The sequence below is a fragment of the Sphingobium ummariense RL-3 genome (assembly GCF_000447205.1).
GTDB lineage: Bacteria > Pseudomonadota > Alphaproteobacteria > Sphingomonadales > Sphingomonadaceae > Sphingobium > Sphingobium ummariense.
The window spans coordinates 18,061-34,838 of the sequence record NZ_AUWY01000023.1; the positions used below are offsets into that span (position 1 = coordinate 18,061).

12 protein-coding genes are annotated in these 16,778 nt (G+C 65.2%); 3 read left to right on the forward strand and 9 right to left on the reverse strand.

Going from position 1 to position 16,778, the window contains the following annotated elements; genetic code table 11:
• Positions 1-35: 35 nt before the first annotated feature.
• The 3 genes from M529_RS26995 to M529_RS0124035 are packed head-to-tail and all read right to left on the reverse strand — an operon-like array spanning position 36 to position 4,896.
• Positions 36-2,261, reverse strand: a complete 2,226-nt coding sequence (locus M529_RS26995; protein WP_013039034.1) for a site-specific integrase — start codon at positions 2,259-2,261, stop codon at positions 36-38.
• Positions 2,258-4,045 (reverse strand): hypothetical protein, encoded by a 1,788-nt coding sequence (locus M529_RS27000; RefSeq protein ID WP_013039033.1) that lies wholly within the window; start codon positions 4,043-4,045, stop codon positions 2,258-2,260. Before M529_RS27000 ends, M529_RS26995 begins: the two co-directional genes overlap by 4 nt.
• Complete coding sequence (locus M529_RS0124035; RefSeq protein WP_021316400.1) at positions 4,042-4,896, reverse strand: tyrosine-type recombinase/integrase; 855 nt, start codon at positions 4,894-4,896, stop codon at positions 4,042-4,044. The genes M529_RS27000 and M529_RS0124035 overlap by 4 nt, the downstream gene beginning before the upstream one ends.
• A gap of 346 nt (positions 4,897-5,242) precedes the next feature.
• On the opposite strand from M529_RS0124035, the gene M529_RS27005 reads away from it, so the two are divergent.
• Entirely contained in the window at positions 5,243-6,607 is a 1,365-nt protein-coding gene (locus tag M529_RS27005) for a transposase (RefSeq protein ID WP_013039168.1), read from the forward strand.
• Here the strand turns inward: M529_RS27005 and M529_RS48015 are convergent.
• Positions 6,502-6,894 (reverse strand): site-specific integrase, encoded by a 393-nt coding sequence (locus M529_RS48015; protein ID WP_084490755.1) that lies wholly within the window; start codon positions 6,892-6,894, stop codon positions 6,502-6,504. The genes M529_RS27005 and M529_RS48015 overlap by 106 nt on opposite strands.
• Before the next feature lie 153 nt (positions 6,895-7,047).
• A complete protein-coding gene (locus M529_RS27010; RefSeq protein WP_013039031.1) occupies positions 7,048-7,821 on the reverse strand; it encodes an ArdC family protein in 774 nt (257 codons plus the stop codon).
• A 311-nt stretch (positions 7,822-8,132) separates the two neighbouring features.
• Here M529_RS27010 and M529_RS27015 point away from each other — a divergent pair, with 311 nt between their 5' ends.
• Positions 8,133-9,992 carry a bifunctional diguanylate cyclase/phosphodiesterase gene (locus M529_RS27015; protein ID WP_021223369.1) on the forward strand — a complete coding sequence of 620 codons (1,860 nt, stop codon included), beginning with the start codon at positions 8,133-8,135 and terminating at the stop codon, positions 9,990-9,992.
• A 64-nt stretch (positions 9,993-10,056) separates the two neighbouring features.
• Here M529_RS27015 and M529_RS27020 read toward each other — a convergent pair whose 3' ends face one another.
• Positions 10,057-10,557 (reverse strand): SOS response-associated peptidase family protein, encoded by a 501-nt coding sequence (locus M529_RS27020; RefSeq protein WP_013039029.1) that lies wholly within the window; start codon positions 10,555-10,557, stop codon positions 10,057-10,059.
• A 59-nt stretch (positions 10,558-10,616) separates the two neighbouring features.
• On the opposite strand from M529_RS27020, the gene M529_RS27025 reads away from it, so the two are divergent.
• Positions 10,617-11,207, forward strand: a complete 591-nt coding sequence (locus M529_RS27025; protein ID WP_013039028.1) for an SOS response-associated peptidase — start codon at positions 10,617-10,619, stop codon at positions 11,205-11,207.
• A 40-nt stretch (positions 11,208-11,247) separates the two neighbouring features.
• Here M529_RS27025 and M529_RS27030 read toward each other — a convergent pair whose 3' ends face one another.
• From M529_RS27030 to M529_RS27040, 3 genes are read right to left on the reverse strand one after another with little or no spacing between them, the layout of a single operon-like run.
• The gene (locus tag M529_RS27030) at positions 11,248-14,520 is read right to left on the reverse strand and encodes an error-prone DNA polymerase (protein ID WP_013039027.1); all 3,273 of its coding nucleotides are present in this window, start codon (positions 14,518-14,520) and stop codon (positions 11,248-11,250) included.
• Entirely contained in the window at positions 14,517-16,037 is a 1,521-nt protein-coding gene (locus M529_RS27035) for a DUF6504 family protein (protein WP_013039026.1), read from the reverse strand. The genes M529_RS27030 and M529_RS27035 overlap by 4 nt, the downstream gene beginning before the upstream one ends.
• The gene (locus M529_RS27040) at positions 15,952-16,602 is read right to left on the reverse strand and encodes an ImuA family protein (RefSeq protein ID WP_236617633.1); all 651 of its coding nucleotides are present in this window, start codon (positions 16,600-16,602) and stop codon (positions 15,952-15,954) included. Before M529_RS27040 ends, M529_RS27035 begins: the two co-directional genes overlap by 86 nt.
• Positions 16,603-16,778 lie beyond the last annotated feature (176 nt).

Below are 16,778 nucleotides of genomic sequence, written 5' to 3' on the forward strand. Positions count from 1 at the left end.
CCACGACGGGCGGAGGGAAACTGTCTTCCGCTCCTTCAATCCGTCACCCGCAAACCCGCCTCCTCTTCCTCTCCCGCCATACCGTTATGCGGTGTGGCGGTACCCGGTGCGATCTGTTCAAGAACACGCTGGATTCTGGCCACCTCGGCCTGAAGCGTCACCCGCTGCGGCTCTGGAAGCCGCTTCTCGCGCAACAACAACCGTGCCTCATCAGCACCGCGCTGCCATGCCGGGCGATGCCGTTCGGCGATGCAGGCATTGGGGCAGCGGACCGGTTCGCACATGGAGATCATTGGCCCGCTTGCGCCTGGCTCCGAACTCCGGTTCAGGCACAGGGCGGTTGCCGGATCAAAGAAGCAATCGGCCAGCGGGCCGACATGCAATGTCCGCGCGAGACTGCCCAGCATGGTGCGCAGACGTGGACGGTCGGCAATCATGGCAGGTAGCGGCGCCAACTCGTGGGCGGCAGTATCAAGCACAACTCCGACCCTGTTCGCGGCAGGTCCGCCAAGGCGTGCGCCACTTTGCCGCTCGTCGAAGTAGACAAGGATATCGTCAATCTGGCCAAGCGCACGCTGGGCTTCGATCTCTCCCCGAAATCCGGACCGGCTGCTGCCAGCATAGCCTTCGAAAGCCGCAACGCTCGCATGCTTGTACTGGATCATGCCGGCAATTGTTCCGAAGGGCCGGTTGGCGATGTGCCAGGCGATTGTGCGGCGAAACTGACGCGTTGTCAGACGCCATGGTCGGCCGTCGGGTCCGGCAGGAATGACGGGTGCCTGCGCGGATCCGAAGTGGTCATTGAGGTGATCGCGGAACCGGTTGAGTTGCCGGACTATCTCTGCAGAGACGTGCGTCTTGGTATTGGCCCGAAGCGTGAGGACTGGCCACAGGGTCGTTGTTCCGCGCGCTTGTCCCGCCCGCGCGGAAAGGCGTTCGAGGACATCGATGGCTTCAGCGACCGGCGCGATGGTAACCCACTCGGTCTCCTCGCCGCCGCCGCGCTTGCCCTTGTAAGCAGTGGACTTGATACGATGCCGCAAGATCGTACCGTCTTCGGCTTTGGTAATAGACAGGCATCCCCGCCTCATGGCTTGGATCTCGCTGTCCCGCATGCCTGAGAGAAAGGCACATACGATATAGGCTGCGGACTGCAGCATGACTTCCTCGAGGGGCAAAACCTTGGCATCGAAGCGGGTGCGCCAAGGCATGCCCGTATCGGGATCGGCAGAATTGGGCGTATCCATGCCGCCAATCTCGGTGCCGAGTTCTGCGATGGCAGCGGCGATGAGGTCTGGTGCACCCGTGGCCAGGCCAAGGTGCATGGCAGGTTCGGCCTGCGCGTTGATACCGGCATGGAGGTGGATCAGGTGGTAGTTGATCGGCGGCGTGACGGCGCCGGTTTGCGGATCTGTTCGCGTTGCGCCGTTATGTGCCGTGGTCCAGATCGGAATGCCGCGCCCATGCTGCCGCAAGGATGCAACATAGTCGAGGAGGCGTTGGCGTTGCCGTAACCGACGAACAGCGGGATCCAGACCTTCCTCAGCGGCAATCAGACGGTTGCGCGTTGCTTCAAGGCAATCGAGTTCTGCCCGTGCGGCAAGGATATCGCCTGCGTAGCAGGTCACGTAGCGCAACGACCAGGAGAGCAGCGGCGTCATGATCGCTTCAGGAATGCGCGGCGTCCGGTTCTCCCCTGCAATATGCTTTGCGCCCGCCACGGAAAACGGACTTCGTCCCGGCCACGGTTCGAAGGACAGGCGCGCAGTCGGCAGATGATGCTGCAACTCGTGCAGGTCAAAGACGATCCGCAGCAGCGCTGCCGCTGCAACTGGGCGCAGCCCGGCTAGGCGCAAGGCTCCGGCGTAGCGATCGACCAGAGCCTGATCGACCCGGGCGAGATCGAAACGCCCCAGCTGAGCCTTGACGAAGTCGAAAAAGCGCAAGGTCCGGTTGGCCTCGCCGCGCACCCCGGCCGGCTCAAGCCGCGAACGGTGACCGGGGAGATCGACATTGAGCCGCGCATGGAGAATCTGGCGCAGGGCATCAGCAATGGATGGGTCTTTGATACCGCCGAAATGTACCGTGACATGGCAGCGCCGCGCGTTGTCGCGAAATACGCCGGGAGCCAGATCCCACACTGGATCGCCGTATCGTGAAATATGCGCGCGATCGCAGCCGGGGCGCAAAGGCGCGGACATAAGCACAGGGAGGGCATCGCGCTCATCGTCGCTCTCCGCCAGAAGCTGGACAACGGTCATGCCCGTGCCTCTGGCGGCAGATAGACCGTGGGAGGGTCGTTCGCGACTTGCGCACGGGCCCTTGTCACGACGTCTTCGGCGAAGGCAGGCAGAATCTGCTGAACGATGCGATCATGGGCATGACCAAACTTGGCGGTCCAATCAGCAGCACTCAGGCCGATCCGCTGAGCGTCGACGAAGGAGAGAAAGGTGAGAATGGCAGGCAGCTTGCGCGCGGTAATGACCGCGTTGCGGCAATCGAGGCAGGCCCAGAACGGTGTAGGGCATGGCGTGCCGGCGGATGCGAAGGGACTGGAATAGAAGTTGCCACAGCTTGCAAGCCAGACGTCTTGTTCGCCATTGAGCAGTGCGGTTGAAATGCCCCCATCATCGGGATCAGGGCTTGCCAACTCGCCGCGCAGCCGGTCCTCGTCTTGAGGAGGCAGGATCATTGGACCAGCGAGCACCTCTTCGAGGGCATCTGCCACGGTTTGCTCGTGCAGCGGTCTGAGGGAGGGAATATCGGCGTAGTGCCGTGCCGCGATATCGACGGTATGACCTACGGCGAAGCGGGCCATGTGGCCTTCGGTCTTGAGATACCACAAGGCCTTGTGCGTCTTGCGCAGATACGAAAGACACAGGTGGAGCGGTTTACCCTGATCATCGGTAATACAATGGCGCTGCGTCCAGGCACTGACCTTCAAGCGCAGTTGACGAATACCTGCGGTGATCTCGCCCGGCTGAAAATAGACCCAAAGGTTATCGCTGGAGTTATGGACCCTGGCCTTGGACGATAGGGCGATGATGCGTCGGATCAGACCGCCAGCGGTGGATGAGCCGCGATCACGCACCCGGATTGTCTTGTGCTCGGCACCGTGTGCCCGCAGCTTGGTGTAGGCGATATCGACGGTACCCCCTGCGGCATTGCGCAGACAATCGAGGGTGAGCGACTTGCAGCACTCCAGCTCAAGCCCTGTCTCGATTAAGAGCAGAACAAGAAGCGGGACGATATCGTCGGCAGTAAGATAGTGGGCTGCGTGGAGGCTCAGGTTAAGCCTGTCACTGGTGAGATCGCGCTTTTTGCGCAGCTTGTACAGGCTCTGAAACGTGGGATCACGGTAGCCCAGAACACCGTATGTCTCGATGGCAGCATGGGCTTTGCAATATGCGCCATCGATCTGCGGCACCTCATCGAACTGCGGCCCCGACCGCAAGCGCGCCTCGATCGCAGCGATATCCGCGCGTGCCGCATCGCGCAGCTGGCGGGCTACATACGGACTGTAGGCATCGCGTGGACGGGAACGAACGTGTGCGTGTGAGCTGACGTAGCGCAGTCGTTCCCGCAAGCCGCAATCGACAAGCTCGGGGCTGTCGTCCGCGATGCGACGAAGGACGGAAACGACCTTGGCGACATAGGTTGGTCCATGCACGCAAGACTTGCCCTGCGCGCTGAGCCATGTCTCAAATCCATCAATGTGATGGGCACGAAGGTCAGCAGGGCCGTTGATCCCGTCGCCTGTCCCGGCCAGGTAGGAAAAGAAGCTTGGCAGCTGGTTGGCGTATGTCTTGAGCGACGAACGTACCATGATGGGGCCGCGCGGAGCAGCCAGCATGAACAGGCTCCGGGCAAATGCGAGCGCCAGGCCGCGTGGCCGCAAGCCCGTGAAATCGACGAGCAGCTCGCCGCCATATAAGGGATGAATCATGAAGCGCAGCGTGCTGATCTGCGACCATGGATCGGCTTGGGGCGCAGCCGTATCTGCCGCGAAGCTGACCTTGCGTCCTTTGCGTGGAGCAGCGGTCATGATCGAAGATAGCCTGGTACGAGTGCCAGCAGTTCTTCGACTGCCGCATCAACGGTATCGGCACGCGTGGCGAGGTGATCGAGATAAATAGAGGTCGTCGCGAGGCTCGAATGGCCAAGCAATCGCTGGACCTGTTGAAGCGGATCGCCGACCAGCTGGCGATAACCTTCCATGGCGCCCACTGGTGCCGCTGCGTCGGCGAGGCGGCGCTGGATCAGCATGGCAAGCATGTGGACTGCAAAGGAATGCCGGAGTTGATGGGGGCTAAGCCGGACCGGGATGCCGGCGTCCGTGCAGCGGCGGCTCGCCCGTGCGAAGATCGCTTCCCACGAGTTGGGCAACACAGGATGGCCCACCTCGGTCAGCCAGAGGACCGCGGCTTCGCGCGGCGTTCCATCGTCAGCGCAAATAACAAGCCTTGCGCGTTCATCCGGTGTGACGACCTCTATGTCCATCGTGCCACCGCCAACGAGATGCAATGCACGCTGCCCGAATGAGGGGCTGTGGATGAAGATCGGGCGGTCGATGGCTTCCCAGCCACGGCGCTGTGCGAACTTGGCGACGGCTGCGGCTCGCTCAACGGCGATGTAGGCGTCAAACACCGGCAACAAGCGGCGCGGCAGCAGCATGCTTCGCCCCCTGTCACCCTTGGTGAGTGCCGCCGGAAGCTCGACCCGCCGCTGACGTTCCGAGCGGGCGTCGCAAACCGGAATCTCAGCTGCGAGCAAGTGGGATGCCTCTTCCAGGCGCAGGCCGGTGGTGACCAGCAGATCGGCGAACAGCGCGTTGCGCGCGCCATTGCGGTCACGCGCTCCAGGACGCTCGGTCCCTTCAACGGTCAGGCCGCGCAAACCAACTTCCCGGAAGGCGCGGTAATCGGTGAGATCGATGAAACGGACGTCGGAACGACGGGCTGCGCGCTCATAGGCGTTATTGCGGCCCGTGACCGCCGCACGGCGCCCATCGTGCGATCGTCGCCAGACCTGACGATGCGTAAAAGGTGTACGCTCGATCAGCCCCTCCCGTTCGGCCCATCGATAAAGCTTGTCGAGCGAGGCAATCGCCCGGTTCCACGTCGATGCAGAAATCCGGAACTCAGCATCGCTGCGCCGCCGGGCACGATGATAGCAGGCCGTTGACGAAGTCGGCGGTGGCTGATTCAGTGCGGCAGTGGGATTGTCTGGCGGGTTAGCGGCGATGGCGATGGGGCGTGATAGCGAGGTCCAGTCCGATTTGATCGTGACGTGGGCGGAGATACCGCGTTCACCGGGGCATGTTTTCTACGACAAGCTCCAGAAGCTGCTGGCCGAGGCGGGCTTCGATGGCTTTGTCGAGAAGACGTGCAAGCCCTATTATGCGCCGCGGATGGGAGCCCCGTCGCTGCCGCCGGGCCGCTATTTCCGCATGCTGCTGATCGGCTATTTCGAGGGCATCGACAGCGAACGCGGGATTGTCTGGCGCTGTTCGGATTCGCTGTCGCTGCGGGAGTTCCTGCGACTGTCGAGCCGCGACAAGGTCCCTGATCATAGCTGGTTGTCGAAGACGCGGAGCCGCCTGCCGCACGAGGTACATGACCAGATCTTCGGCTGGGTACTGGCCCTCGTCGCCGGGCACGATCTGGTGAAAGGCGAGCGGATCGGCGTCGATGGCTCGACCATGGAGGCGAACGCCGCGCTGCGTACCATCGTGCGGCGTGACAATGGCGAGACCTACCGCGAGATGCTGGTGCGCATGGCGCAAGAGAGCGGCATCGACACGCCGACGATCGACGACCTTGTCCGGCTCGATCGCAAACGCAAGGGCAAGAAGCTGTCGAATGCGGACTGGGCGAGCAAGACCGATCCCGACGCGAAGGTCGCGCGGATGAAGAACGGCTCGACGCGTCTGGCCTACAAGCCCGAACACGCGGTCGATCTCGACACGGGTGTTATCGTGGCAGCGCCGATCCACCCGGCCGACAAGGGCGACACGACAACGCTCGACGCCACGCTGGAGACGGCAGCACGCAACCTCGCCGACATTGGCCTGGCGCCGACGTCCGGGGATCCCTGCGATCTTGTGACCGATAAAGGCTATCATTCGCGCGAGCTCCTCAAGGGTCTCGACGGCGACATCTGGAAGACGCGCATCGCCGAGCCGGCACCGCCGAATGGATATCTGCGCTGGCACGGCGACGAGGCTGCCCAGAAGGCCGTCTACGCCAATCGGTCTCGCCTGAAATCCGCCGTCGGACGCAAGGCGATGCGCAAGCGTGGTGAGATGGTCGAGCGTAGCTTTGCCCACGTCCTGGATCGCGGCGGCATGCGCCGCGCGTGGCTGCGCGGGCGCGAGAATGTTCACAAGCGTTATTTGATCCACGTCGCCGGGTTCAATCTTGGCATTCTCATGCGCGCCCTGTTCGGTTGCGGCACTCCGAGGGGCGCCAGGGGCGCATCCAAGGCATTCTTGTTCGTAGTTCAGACCGATGTTGCGCTCGTCATCGCCCTCGTCGCCGAGTTCGACGGAGAAAGGGCCATGCTCCTCATCGTTTTTACCCCTGAAGGCGCTGACAGACCCGGCTGAAAACCGACTTCGTCACCGCGCTGATAGGCACCGACATCATCGGCATCGGCTTGCCAGACAGACTTGCCGCGGGCCGAAGCGAGAAAGCGAACCCAGACCAGAACATCATAACCATGGGCGCGCAACGAGTGTCGCGAACGCGAACCGTTCAGCGGCAAATCGAGGAAGTAGCGCTCAAGGTGGAGATCATAGATCGCACCATCACGCAGAATTACCGGGATGTAGGAGTCCAGGCCATCCGCCGTCCGGCGCTCCTGAATGACGATCGACGCACCTGAATTATCCACAGCTTGTCAGTCCCTCCCCCGGACCCCCTCCCGACTCCAGATCGCACACGTTGCGCGCCTGCGGGACGGTGGTCATCAGGCCGGATTACGCCAGCTTATGGATAGCGCTTCATCCGGCCTGATGCCCCCCTGCGTCGCGCCAAAGCATACCGTTCAATGGTGCGTCAGGCACGGTGCAGACTGTCCAGATAAGGCGACCAGTTCCTCGAACGCGTATTTCTTGGTGCCGAAGGAGCCGGAGAAGTCGCGGTTGAGCCGCGAGGGGTGGCCGCTGGCGTGGCCCAGCTCGTGGAGCGCCGTGCGGTGCCAGTTGATGGGCTCGAAATAGGCCTGCGGCGGCGGAACCTGCACATAGTCGAGCGCCGGCACATAGAAGGCGCGGTTGCCGCCGATGCGGAAGTCGATGCCGGTCGCGCGGATCAGCGCTTCGACCCGCGGCTCGATGAGGCCGGGCGGCGGCGGCGCGACGAACGCGACATCCTCCGGCAGGTTCTCACATTGTGCGGCGTTGAAGACGGTGAAGCGCTTGAGGAACGGAATGGCCTGGGCTTCCTCACCCGTCTCGCGGGCCCGGCGCTTTTCGTCGTCCGGCACGAAGCGGTCCGCATAGACGACGGTCGTGCCGCGCTCGCCCTTGCGAACATTGCCGCCGAGCGCGAGGGCTTGGCGGAACGTCAGCCAACTCTGACCAGGGAAGCCGTGCTCGATGACGGCGCCCCACAGGATCAGCACATTGATCCCTGAATAGTGCCGGTCCGTCGCGGCGTTCCGCGGCATGGCGAGCGGCGCCTTCGCCGCCGCCGTTCCCCATGGCTGGACCCAGGGGACGCGCCCCGCCTCCAGCTCGGCGATGATCTTGCCGGTGATTTCGTCGTAAAGGCTCGTCCGGTCCTGGCCGGCGCGAGCGGGTGCGGTCTTTCTGGACATCGCGGATCTCCGCGACGGGCGACCGAGAGCCTCTCTCTCGACCTCCAACCCGTCACGGCAAAGCCGGTCCGCACTCTCCCTCTCGGGGGCGTTGCGGGGTCTCCCCGCAGAAGGGGTCGGCCGAGACCCGGGGCTCGGACGCAGGGGAACGCGTTCCCCTCTCAAGCATGCTTAATTCCAAATTTAGCAATTATGAAAAGATGGCCTTCAGTTTGAAGGACTAGAATGGCCGGCAGAGACGTGTTTCCCCAATCGGACACCGTCACCGATGGGCGGTCGAGTTGCCATTGCTGCAGGTTGAAAACCGAATATTGCGTCTGATCGCCAATGGCGTCTCGCTCGAGGAGACGGCCCGTCAGCTATGCCTGGAGATCGAGGCGCTTCTGCCGGACGTGGTCTGTACGCTGATGACGGTGGACCCCGCCGGGCTGCTTCATCCGCTGGCGACACCGAGTTTGCCCGACGCCTATGCGCTTGCGATCGATGGCGTGATGATCGGGCCGGAGGTTGGGTCCTGCGGCACGGCCGCCTATATGCGCAAGACGGTCGGCATCGCCGATATCGCCGCGGATCCCCGATGGGCCAGATACAAGGATCACGCGCTCGTCGCCGGCCTGAAGGCCTGTTGGTCCTACCCGATCATCTCCGAGAGCGGCGATCCGATCGGCGTGCTCGCCCTTTATTTCCGCGAGCACCGCGGTCCGCGCGAGGCGGAGATGGGGGTCATCAGCACGGCCCTGGATCTCTGCGGCATGGCGCTACGGCGCCATGAACGTGTGGTCGACCGGGAGCGACGGGCGAATGTCGATGTTCTGACCGGTCTTCCCAACCGGGCGGCGTTCAACGCTGCGCTGGAGTGCATGCCCTGCGACGAGCCCGGCATCTGGGCCCTGTTCATGATCGATCTGGACAATCTGAAGATCGTGAACGACACCTTCGGGCACCTTGCAGGCGACAGGCTGATTCAGGTCGCTGCGGCTCGCATTGCCCGCGCCGTCGCGCCGGACGTGACGTTCCGGATCGGCGGCGACGAGTTCGCCGTTCTGGTCCAGGCGCCCGCCTTGCTGTCGGACCTCGACGCGGCGGCGCGTCGGATCTTCCGCGGGCTCGAGCTCGCCGCGCCTTGCGAGGGCCATATGGTGGTGCCCCAGGCGACGATTGGCGGCGCAGTGTTCGGTCCCTCGGAGTCGACGGCCGCGGCGGTGAGCGAGGCGGCGGACTTCGCGCTCTATCATGCCAAGGAGACTGGCAGGGGCGGATTTGTGCGGTACTGGCCCGGCATCGGGACGCGGATCACGCACCGCCGCGATGCGATCCGCGATGTGGCCGCGGCGCTTGGTGACGGTCGTATCGAGGCCCACTACCAGCCGATCGTCGGGCTGGACACGGGGGAGATTGTCGGCCTCGAAGCCCTGTGCCGCATGCGAGGGCGGGACGGGACGCTGATTGCGGCGCACGAATTTCATGAGGCAACGGCGGACGCTCACATCGCGGCCGAGCTGACCGAGCATATGGCCGCGATGATCGCCGGCGACATGGTCCGGTGGCGGGACCAGGGCCTGCGGGTCGGGCACGTCGGCTTGAACGTCTCCTCGGCGGACTTCTACACCGGAAGCATTTCGAAGAAGCTCGAACGTGCGTTCGGCCCTGTTGGCGTCCCGCTCGACCAGCTCGTGGTGGAGGTGAGCGAGGACGTCTATATCGGCCGGCGTGACGGCGTCGTGGCGCGCGAGATCGAGCGTCTGCGCGCCACGGGCGTCCGGGTCGCCCTCGATGACTTCGGGACGGGACACGCGTCGCTGACGCATGTGCTGAATGTTCCGGTCGATATCATCAAGATCGACCGCAGCTTCGTCGAGCGGCTCTGGCCGGACGATCCGAGCATCGTCATCGTCGAGGGGCTGATCAAAATCGCCCGCCGGTTGGAGATCATGGTGATCGCCGAGGGGATCGAGACCGAGGTGCAGGCGAGCCAGCTTTGGTCGATGGGCTGCATGCTCGGCCAGGGATTTGCGTTCGCCCGGGCGACAGACCGCGACGCGACCGCCGCATTGCTGCGCCGGCACGCCGCCGGGATTGCGGGCGTCACTCCGCTTTACGCCGGCCGGAAGGGCATGCTTCGCGAGCCGGACGCGGCGGCGCCCGCCCGGCGTCGGACAGCCGCGGGCTGACCAGGCCGGGCGGGCGGCCGGCGCTGCGCAAAACCGGACATTCGGTCAAACGGCTTTCAGGGTTTCAGAACGCAAGCGCGGCCCGGGCCTCGCGCAGGCGGGAAACGCGGAAGCTCCCCGCCGGCAAGGGACGGAGCAGCTCCGCTTCCGGGCAGGTCAGATCGAGCCATGCCATGCGCTGATCTCGTCGGAGCACTGCCATCTGCCGATCGTGATAGGGCTCGACGTCCGCATTCGCGCCGATCGTCAGGATCGCATAAGCGTCCGGCCAGTCGCGCGTTGCCGGACGCCATATGCCGGCGAAATAGAACCATTCGCCGTTCGCGAGTGCGAAGCTGTAGTGCTTGCCGCCGCTGCGATGGCAGAATTCCGACGCCGGCACCAGGCAACGATGGCTCGGGAAGGTCCGGTCCTCGGCGCGCAGGACGGTGAATGGACGGCCGCCGATCTCGCGGGGCTGAAGACCCCACGGCAGCTTCACCATCTCAACATCGCCGCCGCCGCGCCTTATGATCACGCGGCGTTCGTCGAGCGATGCGTCGGAGTCGAAGGCCGTCGCGCTCATAGTCTTCGAACATAACAAGAACGGGGTCGCGAGACAATGGCGATCGGGACGGAGGAGCGATGTGCAATGATTACCGTCTGACGGTGGACGTCGCCTCGATCGTAGAGGACTTCGCCGATCTGAAGATCAAGATCCGCTTCGGCGAAGGCGCGCCGAACATCGCGGCGCGCGACGACATCAAGATCACCGATGTCGGGGCGATCGTCCGCACCATCGAGGGCGTGCGCGGCGAAGGCGACCTCGTGCAACGGCGATGGAGCTGGCCCGGGCAGAACAAGCGCCCGGTGTATAATTTTCGGTCGGAGGGGCGCGCTTTCGGGTCGAACCGCTGCCTCATCGTGGCCGATGGTTTCTACGAGTTCACCGACGCGGCCGAGAAGGGTAAGAAGCGGAAGGACAAGTGGCTCTTCACCAAGCGCGACGAGCCGATCTTCTGCATTGGGGGCATCTGGCGCGAGACGAAGGAGGTTGGTGAGGCCTTCACCATGCTGACGATGGAGCCCGGGCCCGACATCGCGCCCTATCACGACCGGCAGATCGTCATCCTCGAGCGCGATGCCTGGACCGGCTGGCTGAACCCTTCCGTGCCGGCGCAGTCGCTCATCCGCCCGCTGCCGGCGGGGTCGTTGTTGGTCGAACAGGTCGGCTGATGCGGCGCGTGGCGGTCGCAGTGGGCGCCGTGAAGGGCGGTCATCGAAAATCCCGCGTCTTCACCTTGATCGTATCGATGTGGAGATCGGGAATGTAGATATCCCGGGTGCGCAGGCCTTTCGGGGGCAGCTCGCGGGGATCGGGACCGGAGCCGCCGTGCCGAACCTGATCCCCTCGGCCGTGGGACAGCGGAAACGCCATGTCGCGATCGCCCACGCTGGCCAGCTCGCCCGACAGGTCGGTGATGCGCTGGGCGACGAGGTGAACGACCTCGCCCTCCCGCTGCACGCGGCCGCGCACGGCGATCATGCTGGCCGACAGAATGGCGCGCCTGTTCGCCTCGAACACCTTCGTCCACACCACGAGATTGGCGATGCCGGTCTCGTCCTCGAGCGTGATGAACATGACGCCTTTGGCGCTGCCCGGGCGTTGCCGGACGAGGACGATGCCGGCCGCCTCCACCCATCGACCATCGCGCGCGGCCATCGCCTCGGCGCAGGTGACGATGCGGCGGCGCTGGAGATCTTCCCGCAAGAAGCTGAGCGGATGCGTGCGCAGCGTCAGTCCGACATGGCCGTAGTCTTCGACGACTTCGCCGCCCGCCGTCATCGGCCGCAGCGCCACCGCGGGCTCGTCGATCTCGGGGATGGCGCCGGCCTCGCGGGCGGAGGCGGCTGCGAACAGCGGCAAGGGTTCGTCGCGGAGGGCCTTGATCGCCCAAAGGGCCTCCCGACGCGCCAGTCCCAGCGCCGGACGGAACGCATCCGCCTCGGCGAGCTGGACGAGCGCGGCGGACGGCGCGCCGGCGCGGCGCCAGAGATCGTCGATCGATGTGTAGGGCTGATCGGCGCGCGCCGAGACGATTGCGGCGCCGTGGGTGTTCGCGAGACCCTTGACCATCCGCAGGCCGAGACGGACGGCGTAGCGGCTTTCGTCCGAGGTGGGCTCGAGGGTGCAGTCCCAGCGCGAAGCGTTGGCGCAGACCGGCCGAACATCGACGCCGTGCTCGATCGCGTCCCTGACGATCTGGGCGGGTGCGTAGAAGCCCATGGGCTGCGAATTGAGCAAGGCCGCGCAGAAGACATCGGGATGCCAGCATTTGAGCCAGGCGCTGGCATAGGCGATCAGTGCAAAAGAGGCTGCGTGGCTTTCCGGAAATCCGTAACTGCCAAAGCCCTCAAGCTGTTTGAAGGTCTGCTCGGCGAACGCCTGCTCGTAGCCGTTGGCCACCATGCCGGCGATCAGCTTGTCCCGGAAATGCGAGACGCCGCCGGTGAACTTAAAGGTGGCCATCGATTTGCGCAGCATGTCGGCTTCGCCCGGTGTGAAGCCGGCGCATTCAATCGCGACCCGCATCGCCTGCTCCTGAAAGAGCGGCACGCCGAGCGTCTTGCCGAGCACTTTCTCCAGCTCGGGCTTCGGGTAGTGGACGGGCTCAAGGCCCTCCCGGCGGCGAAGATAGGGATGGACCATATCGCCCTGGATCGGACCGGGCCTGACGATCGCGACCTGGACCACGAGATCGTAATAGGTGCGCGGCTTTAGACGTGGCAGCATCGACATTTGCGCCCGGCTCTCGATCTGGAATGTGCCGAGCGTGTCCGCCTTGCGGATCATCGCGTAGGTGCGCGGGTCCTCGGCCGGGATGGAGGCGAGATCGAGATTGACGCCCTTGTGCTCGGCCAGGAGATCCAGCCCCTTCTTCATGCAGGTCAGCATCCCGAGCGCCAGGACGTCGACTTTCATGAACTTCAGGGCGTCGATGTCGTCCTTGTCCCATTCGATGACCTGCCGGTCCTTCATTGCGGCCGGCTCGATCGGCACGAGGTCGTCGAGCCGATCATGGGTCAGGACGAAGCCGCCGGGGTGCTGACTGAGATGCCGCGGCGCGCCCATGAGCTGGCGCGCGAGATCGAGCGTCAGGCGGAGCCTGCGGTCGGCGAGGTTGAGGTTCAGCGCCTCGACGTGGCGCTGTTCGACGCCTTCCTCCGACCAGGCCCAGACCTGCGAGGACAGCGTGCCGATAAGATCTTCGGGGAGGCCGAGCGCCTTGCCGACGTCGCGCAGCGCGCCCTTGGTGCGATAGCGGATGACCGTCGAGCAGAGCGCGGCATGGTCGCGGCCGTAGGTGTCGAACACCCACTGCATGACGATCTCGCGCCGCTCATGCTCGAAATCGACGTCAATGTCGGGCGGCTCGCGCCGCTCCTCGGAGACGAACCGTTCGAACAGCAGGTCGTTACGTCCCGGGTCGATCGAGGTGATGCCCAGGACGTAGCAGACCGCCGAGTTGGCGGCCGAGCCGCGCCCCTGGCAAAGGATATCCTTCGATCGGGCAAAGCGAACGATCGCATTGACCGTCAGGAAGTATGGCGCATAGCCGAGCTTCTCGATCAGCCGCAGCTCGTGCCGCAGCGCGGCGATCACGCTGTCCGGCACGCCTTCAGGATAGCGTTGAGCGGCTCCTTCCCAAGTCAGTTTTGCCAGCGTTTCCTGCGGCGTGAGCGCCGGATCGTCGCGCTCCTCCGGATATTGGTAGGCCAGTTCATCGAGGTTGAAACGGCAACGATCCGCGATCTGCAAGGTCCTGGCGAGCGCTTCGGGATAGCGGGCGAACAGCCGATGCATCTCCTCGGGCGGTTTGATGTACCGATCGGCATGGCGCTCGCGGCGGTCGCCCAGGGCGTCGATGGTGACGTTGTGGCGAATGCAGGTCACGACGTCCTGCAGGACGCGGCGCGCGGGCTCGTGGAAGAGCACATCGTTCGTCACCACGGTCGGCACGCGCATCTGCGTGGCGAGGTTTGACAGCTCGTGGATCCTGAGCTGGTCGTTCGGCCGGCGGCGCAGCGTCAACGCCAGATAGGCGCGGTCGCCGAAGGCGTCGCGCAGGCGGCGCAGGCGCAACGCACATTCTGCATCGGCCTGGTCGGGGACGAGGACGACGATGAGACCCTCGCCATAGGCCATGAGATCCGGCCATTCGAGATGGCACTTGGCCTTGCCAGCGCGCTGTTTGCCGAGCGACAGCAACCGGCACAGGCGCGAATAGGCCGACCGGTCGGTGGGGTAGACGAGCATTGAGGCGCCATCGACAAGGTCGAGGCGGCAGCCGACGATGAGGCGAACGCCCGTCGTCTTCGCGGCCTGATGGGCGCGGACGATCCCGGCCAGCGAGTTCCGATCCACGACCGCGAGCGCTTCGATGCCGGCCAGCGCGGCCTGGGAGAACAGCTCCTCGCAGGACGACGCGCCCCGCAGGAAGCTGAAATGGGAGGTGACCTGAAGCTCGGCGTAGCGGGGCGCGGTCATCCGAACACCCCGTGGAGGAACCAGTGATGGGAGCCGGTGGTGGCGTCCTCGCCGTCGCCCGCCCGATACAGCCAGTAACGCTCGCCGGCTTCGTCCTCGACGCGAAAGTAGTCGCGAACCGCCGCCAGTTCGGCATCGCGCTTCCACCATTCGCCGAACACGCGCTCGGGTCCGTCGGCGCGCTTCACGCGCCGGTGCACACCCCGCCAGGTGAAGGATACCGGCGGGTGATCGGGCAAGAGCGCGACCGTCTCGACCGGCTCCGGCTGGGTCAGGAGGCGCGACGGCCGCGGCCAATGGCCGGGCCAGCTCGTCCCCGTATCGGCCGCCATCGCCGGGATGCGGCAGACCGATCGCTCGGGCACATCGCTCGCAACCGGCGCAAGGCGGTATATCGCGCGCTCGCCGACACGGTTCATGAGCGTGTCGATCAGGTCCGAGACGTCCGGCGCCGCTTCCTCGACGAGTGAACTGACGGCCTGCTTGCGCTCGAGCGGTTCGGCGTCGCTGGCGCGGAGCGTCATCACCTCGATGCCGAAGCCGGGGGAAATGGTCTCGATCTTGTCGCAGAGAAGGCGGGTCAGCCGCCTGACGTCGCGGACCGGCGTGGCCATTCCGACGCGAACCGCCTGAGCCCGATTGTCGACACGGTGGCAGAGGAGATCGAGACGGCGCGCGCCGAGGCCGCGCTCTTCCAGCAGCGCGCAGAGCTGGACGACGAGCTTGCCGATGTAGCGCGCGATAGTCTCGGCCGTGCCGATCGGCTCAGCGAAGGCGCGGCGCACCTGCACGAGTTCGGACGGTCGGACCGGTTCGATCGGCTCCGCCAGATCTCCGAGCGCATGGTCGATGCGGCGGTCGATCTCTGGCCCGAAGCGCAGCGTGAGAGGCGCGCGCGGCTGCGCCAGCAGATCGCCGATGCACTGGAAGCCGAGTGTTCGCAGGCCCTCGACGGTCGATGGGGCGATCCGCAAAGCGGTCAGCGGCAAGGGGTCGAGAATCGACCGGCCGTGGCCCGGTGGCGCAATCCTCGTCGGCCGCGCCGCGTATCGAGCCAGCGCGTGCGCGGCGCCCCAGGTGTCGGCGATCGCCGCGCGGGCGGTGAGCCCGGACATGGCAAGGCGACCGATGAGGCCCTTCAGCATCGCGCCTTCGCCGCCGTGGAGATGATCGGCGCCAGTCGAGTCGATGATGATGCCGTCCGGTGGATCGGGTGCCACGATGGGCGCATAACGCAGGAGCCAGGCGGCGAGCCGGTCGAGCGCCTCGGCGTCCCCGTCCGGATCGGCGTCCTGTACGATGAGGCCCGGCACCAAAACCTGCGCCTTGGTGACGGGCATGCCGGCGCGCAGGCCCGCGCCCTGCGCGGCGGCGTCTGCCGCCAGCACCACCCGCCTGTTCCCATCGCGGCCAATCAGGACGAGCGGCGCCTCAGCCGGATGCGCCGCGTCGCCAGCCTTCCGCCGCAGCCGGTCGGTGGACCAGCTCGGCAGGAAGAGCGAGACGACCCGTGTCATCGCACGCCTCCAATTCGAAATCTGCACTTTCGCCCGCGCGAGCGCGGATCAGCTCGACAAGCGATCGAGGGCGCCCGACGCCCGGGACGGGCAGCGGCGTCGACGGCAGAACGGAGATCCGCCAGCGAGTCATGGCTGCGGTCGGTTGCCCGAAATCGGCCGCCTCCGTCTGACGTCGCCATCGTCGCAATGCAATGGCGATGGCGCCGCCACCTTCAGCGGCGAGTTGCAGGCGGCGGGAGGCGGTCATGGAGAGACGAGCGACCTCTCCGACGACAGCGCCGAGGCCGCCATGTCGCAACCCTTCCTCCATGCAGGCGAGCACGGTCTTGTCGTCGCCCGCTTCGACATAGATCACGCGGTCGGCCGCCAGCCCGGCCTGCGCGATCGCTGGAGCGAACAGATCGGGCCTGGTGATACACCACAGAACCTTACCCTTGGTGCGGGCGGCGACCCCCGCACTGAAAAGCGCAGCGGCGGCTCCGTCGATTGCGCCATTGCCGCCGCCGGCTACTTCATGCAGCGCGCCGAGGGCGAGCCCTTCGCCTGGCAGACGCGAGTCCATCGCGGCAATCCCGAAGGGGAGAACCGATTTGGCGCGCCGGCCGCGGCCTTCGATCTTTTCGATCTGCGCGCGCAAAGACTCTATAGCGGGCTCGGACCGCAAGCTTCCTGTTGACCTCCGGGAATGGGTTCAGCATCATGTTCTCCATTTGTTCTAATCTTTGGTCGAGAGAGTCA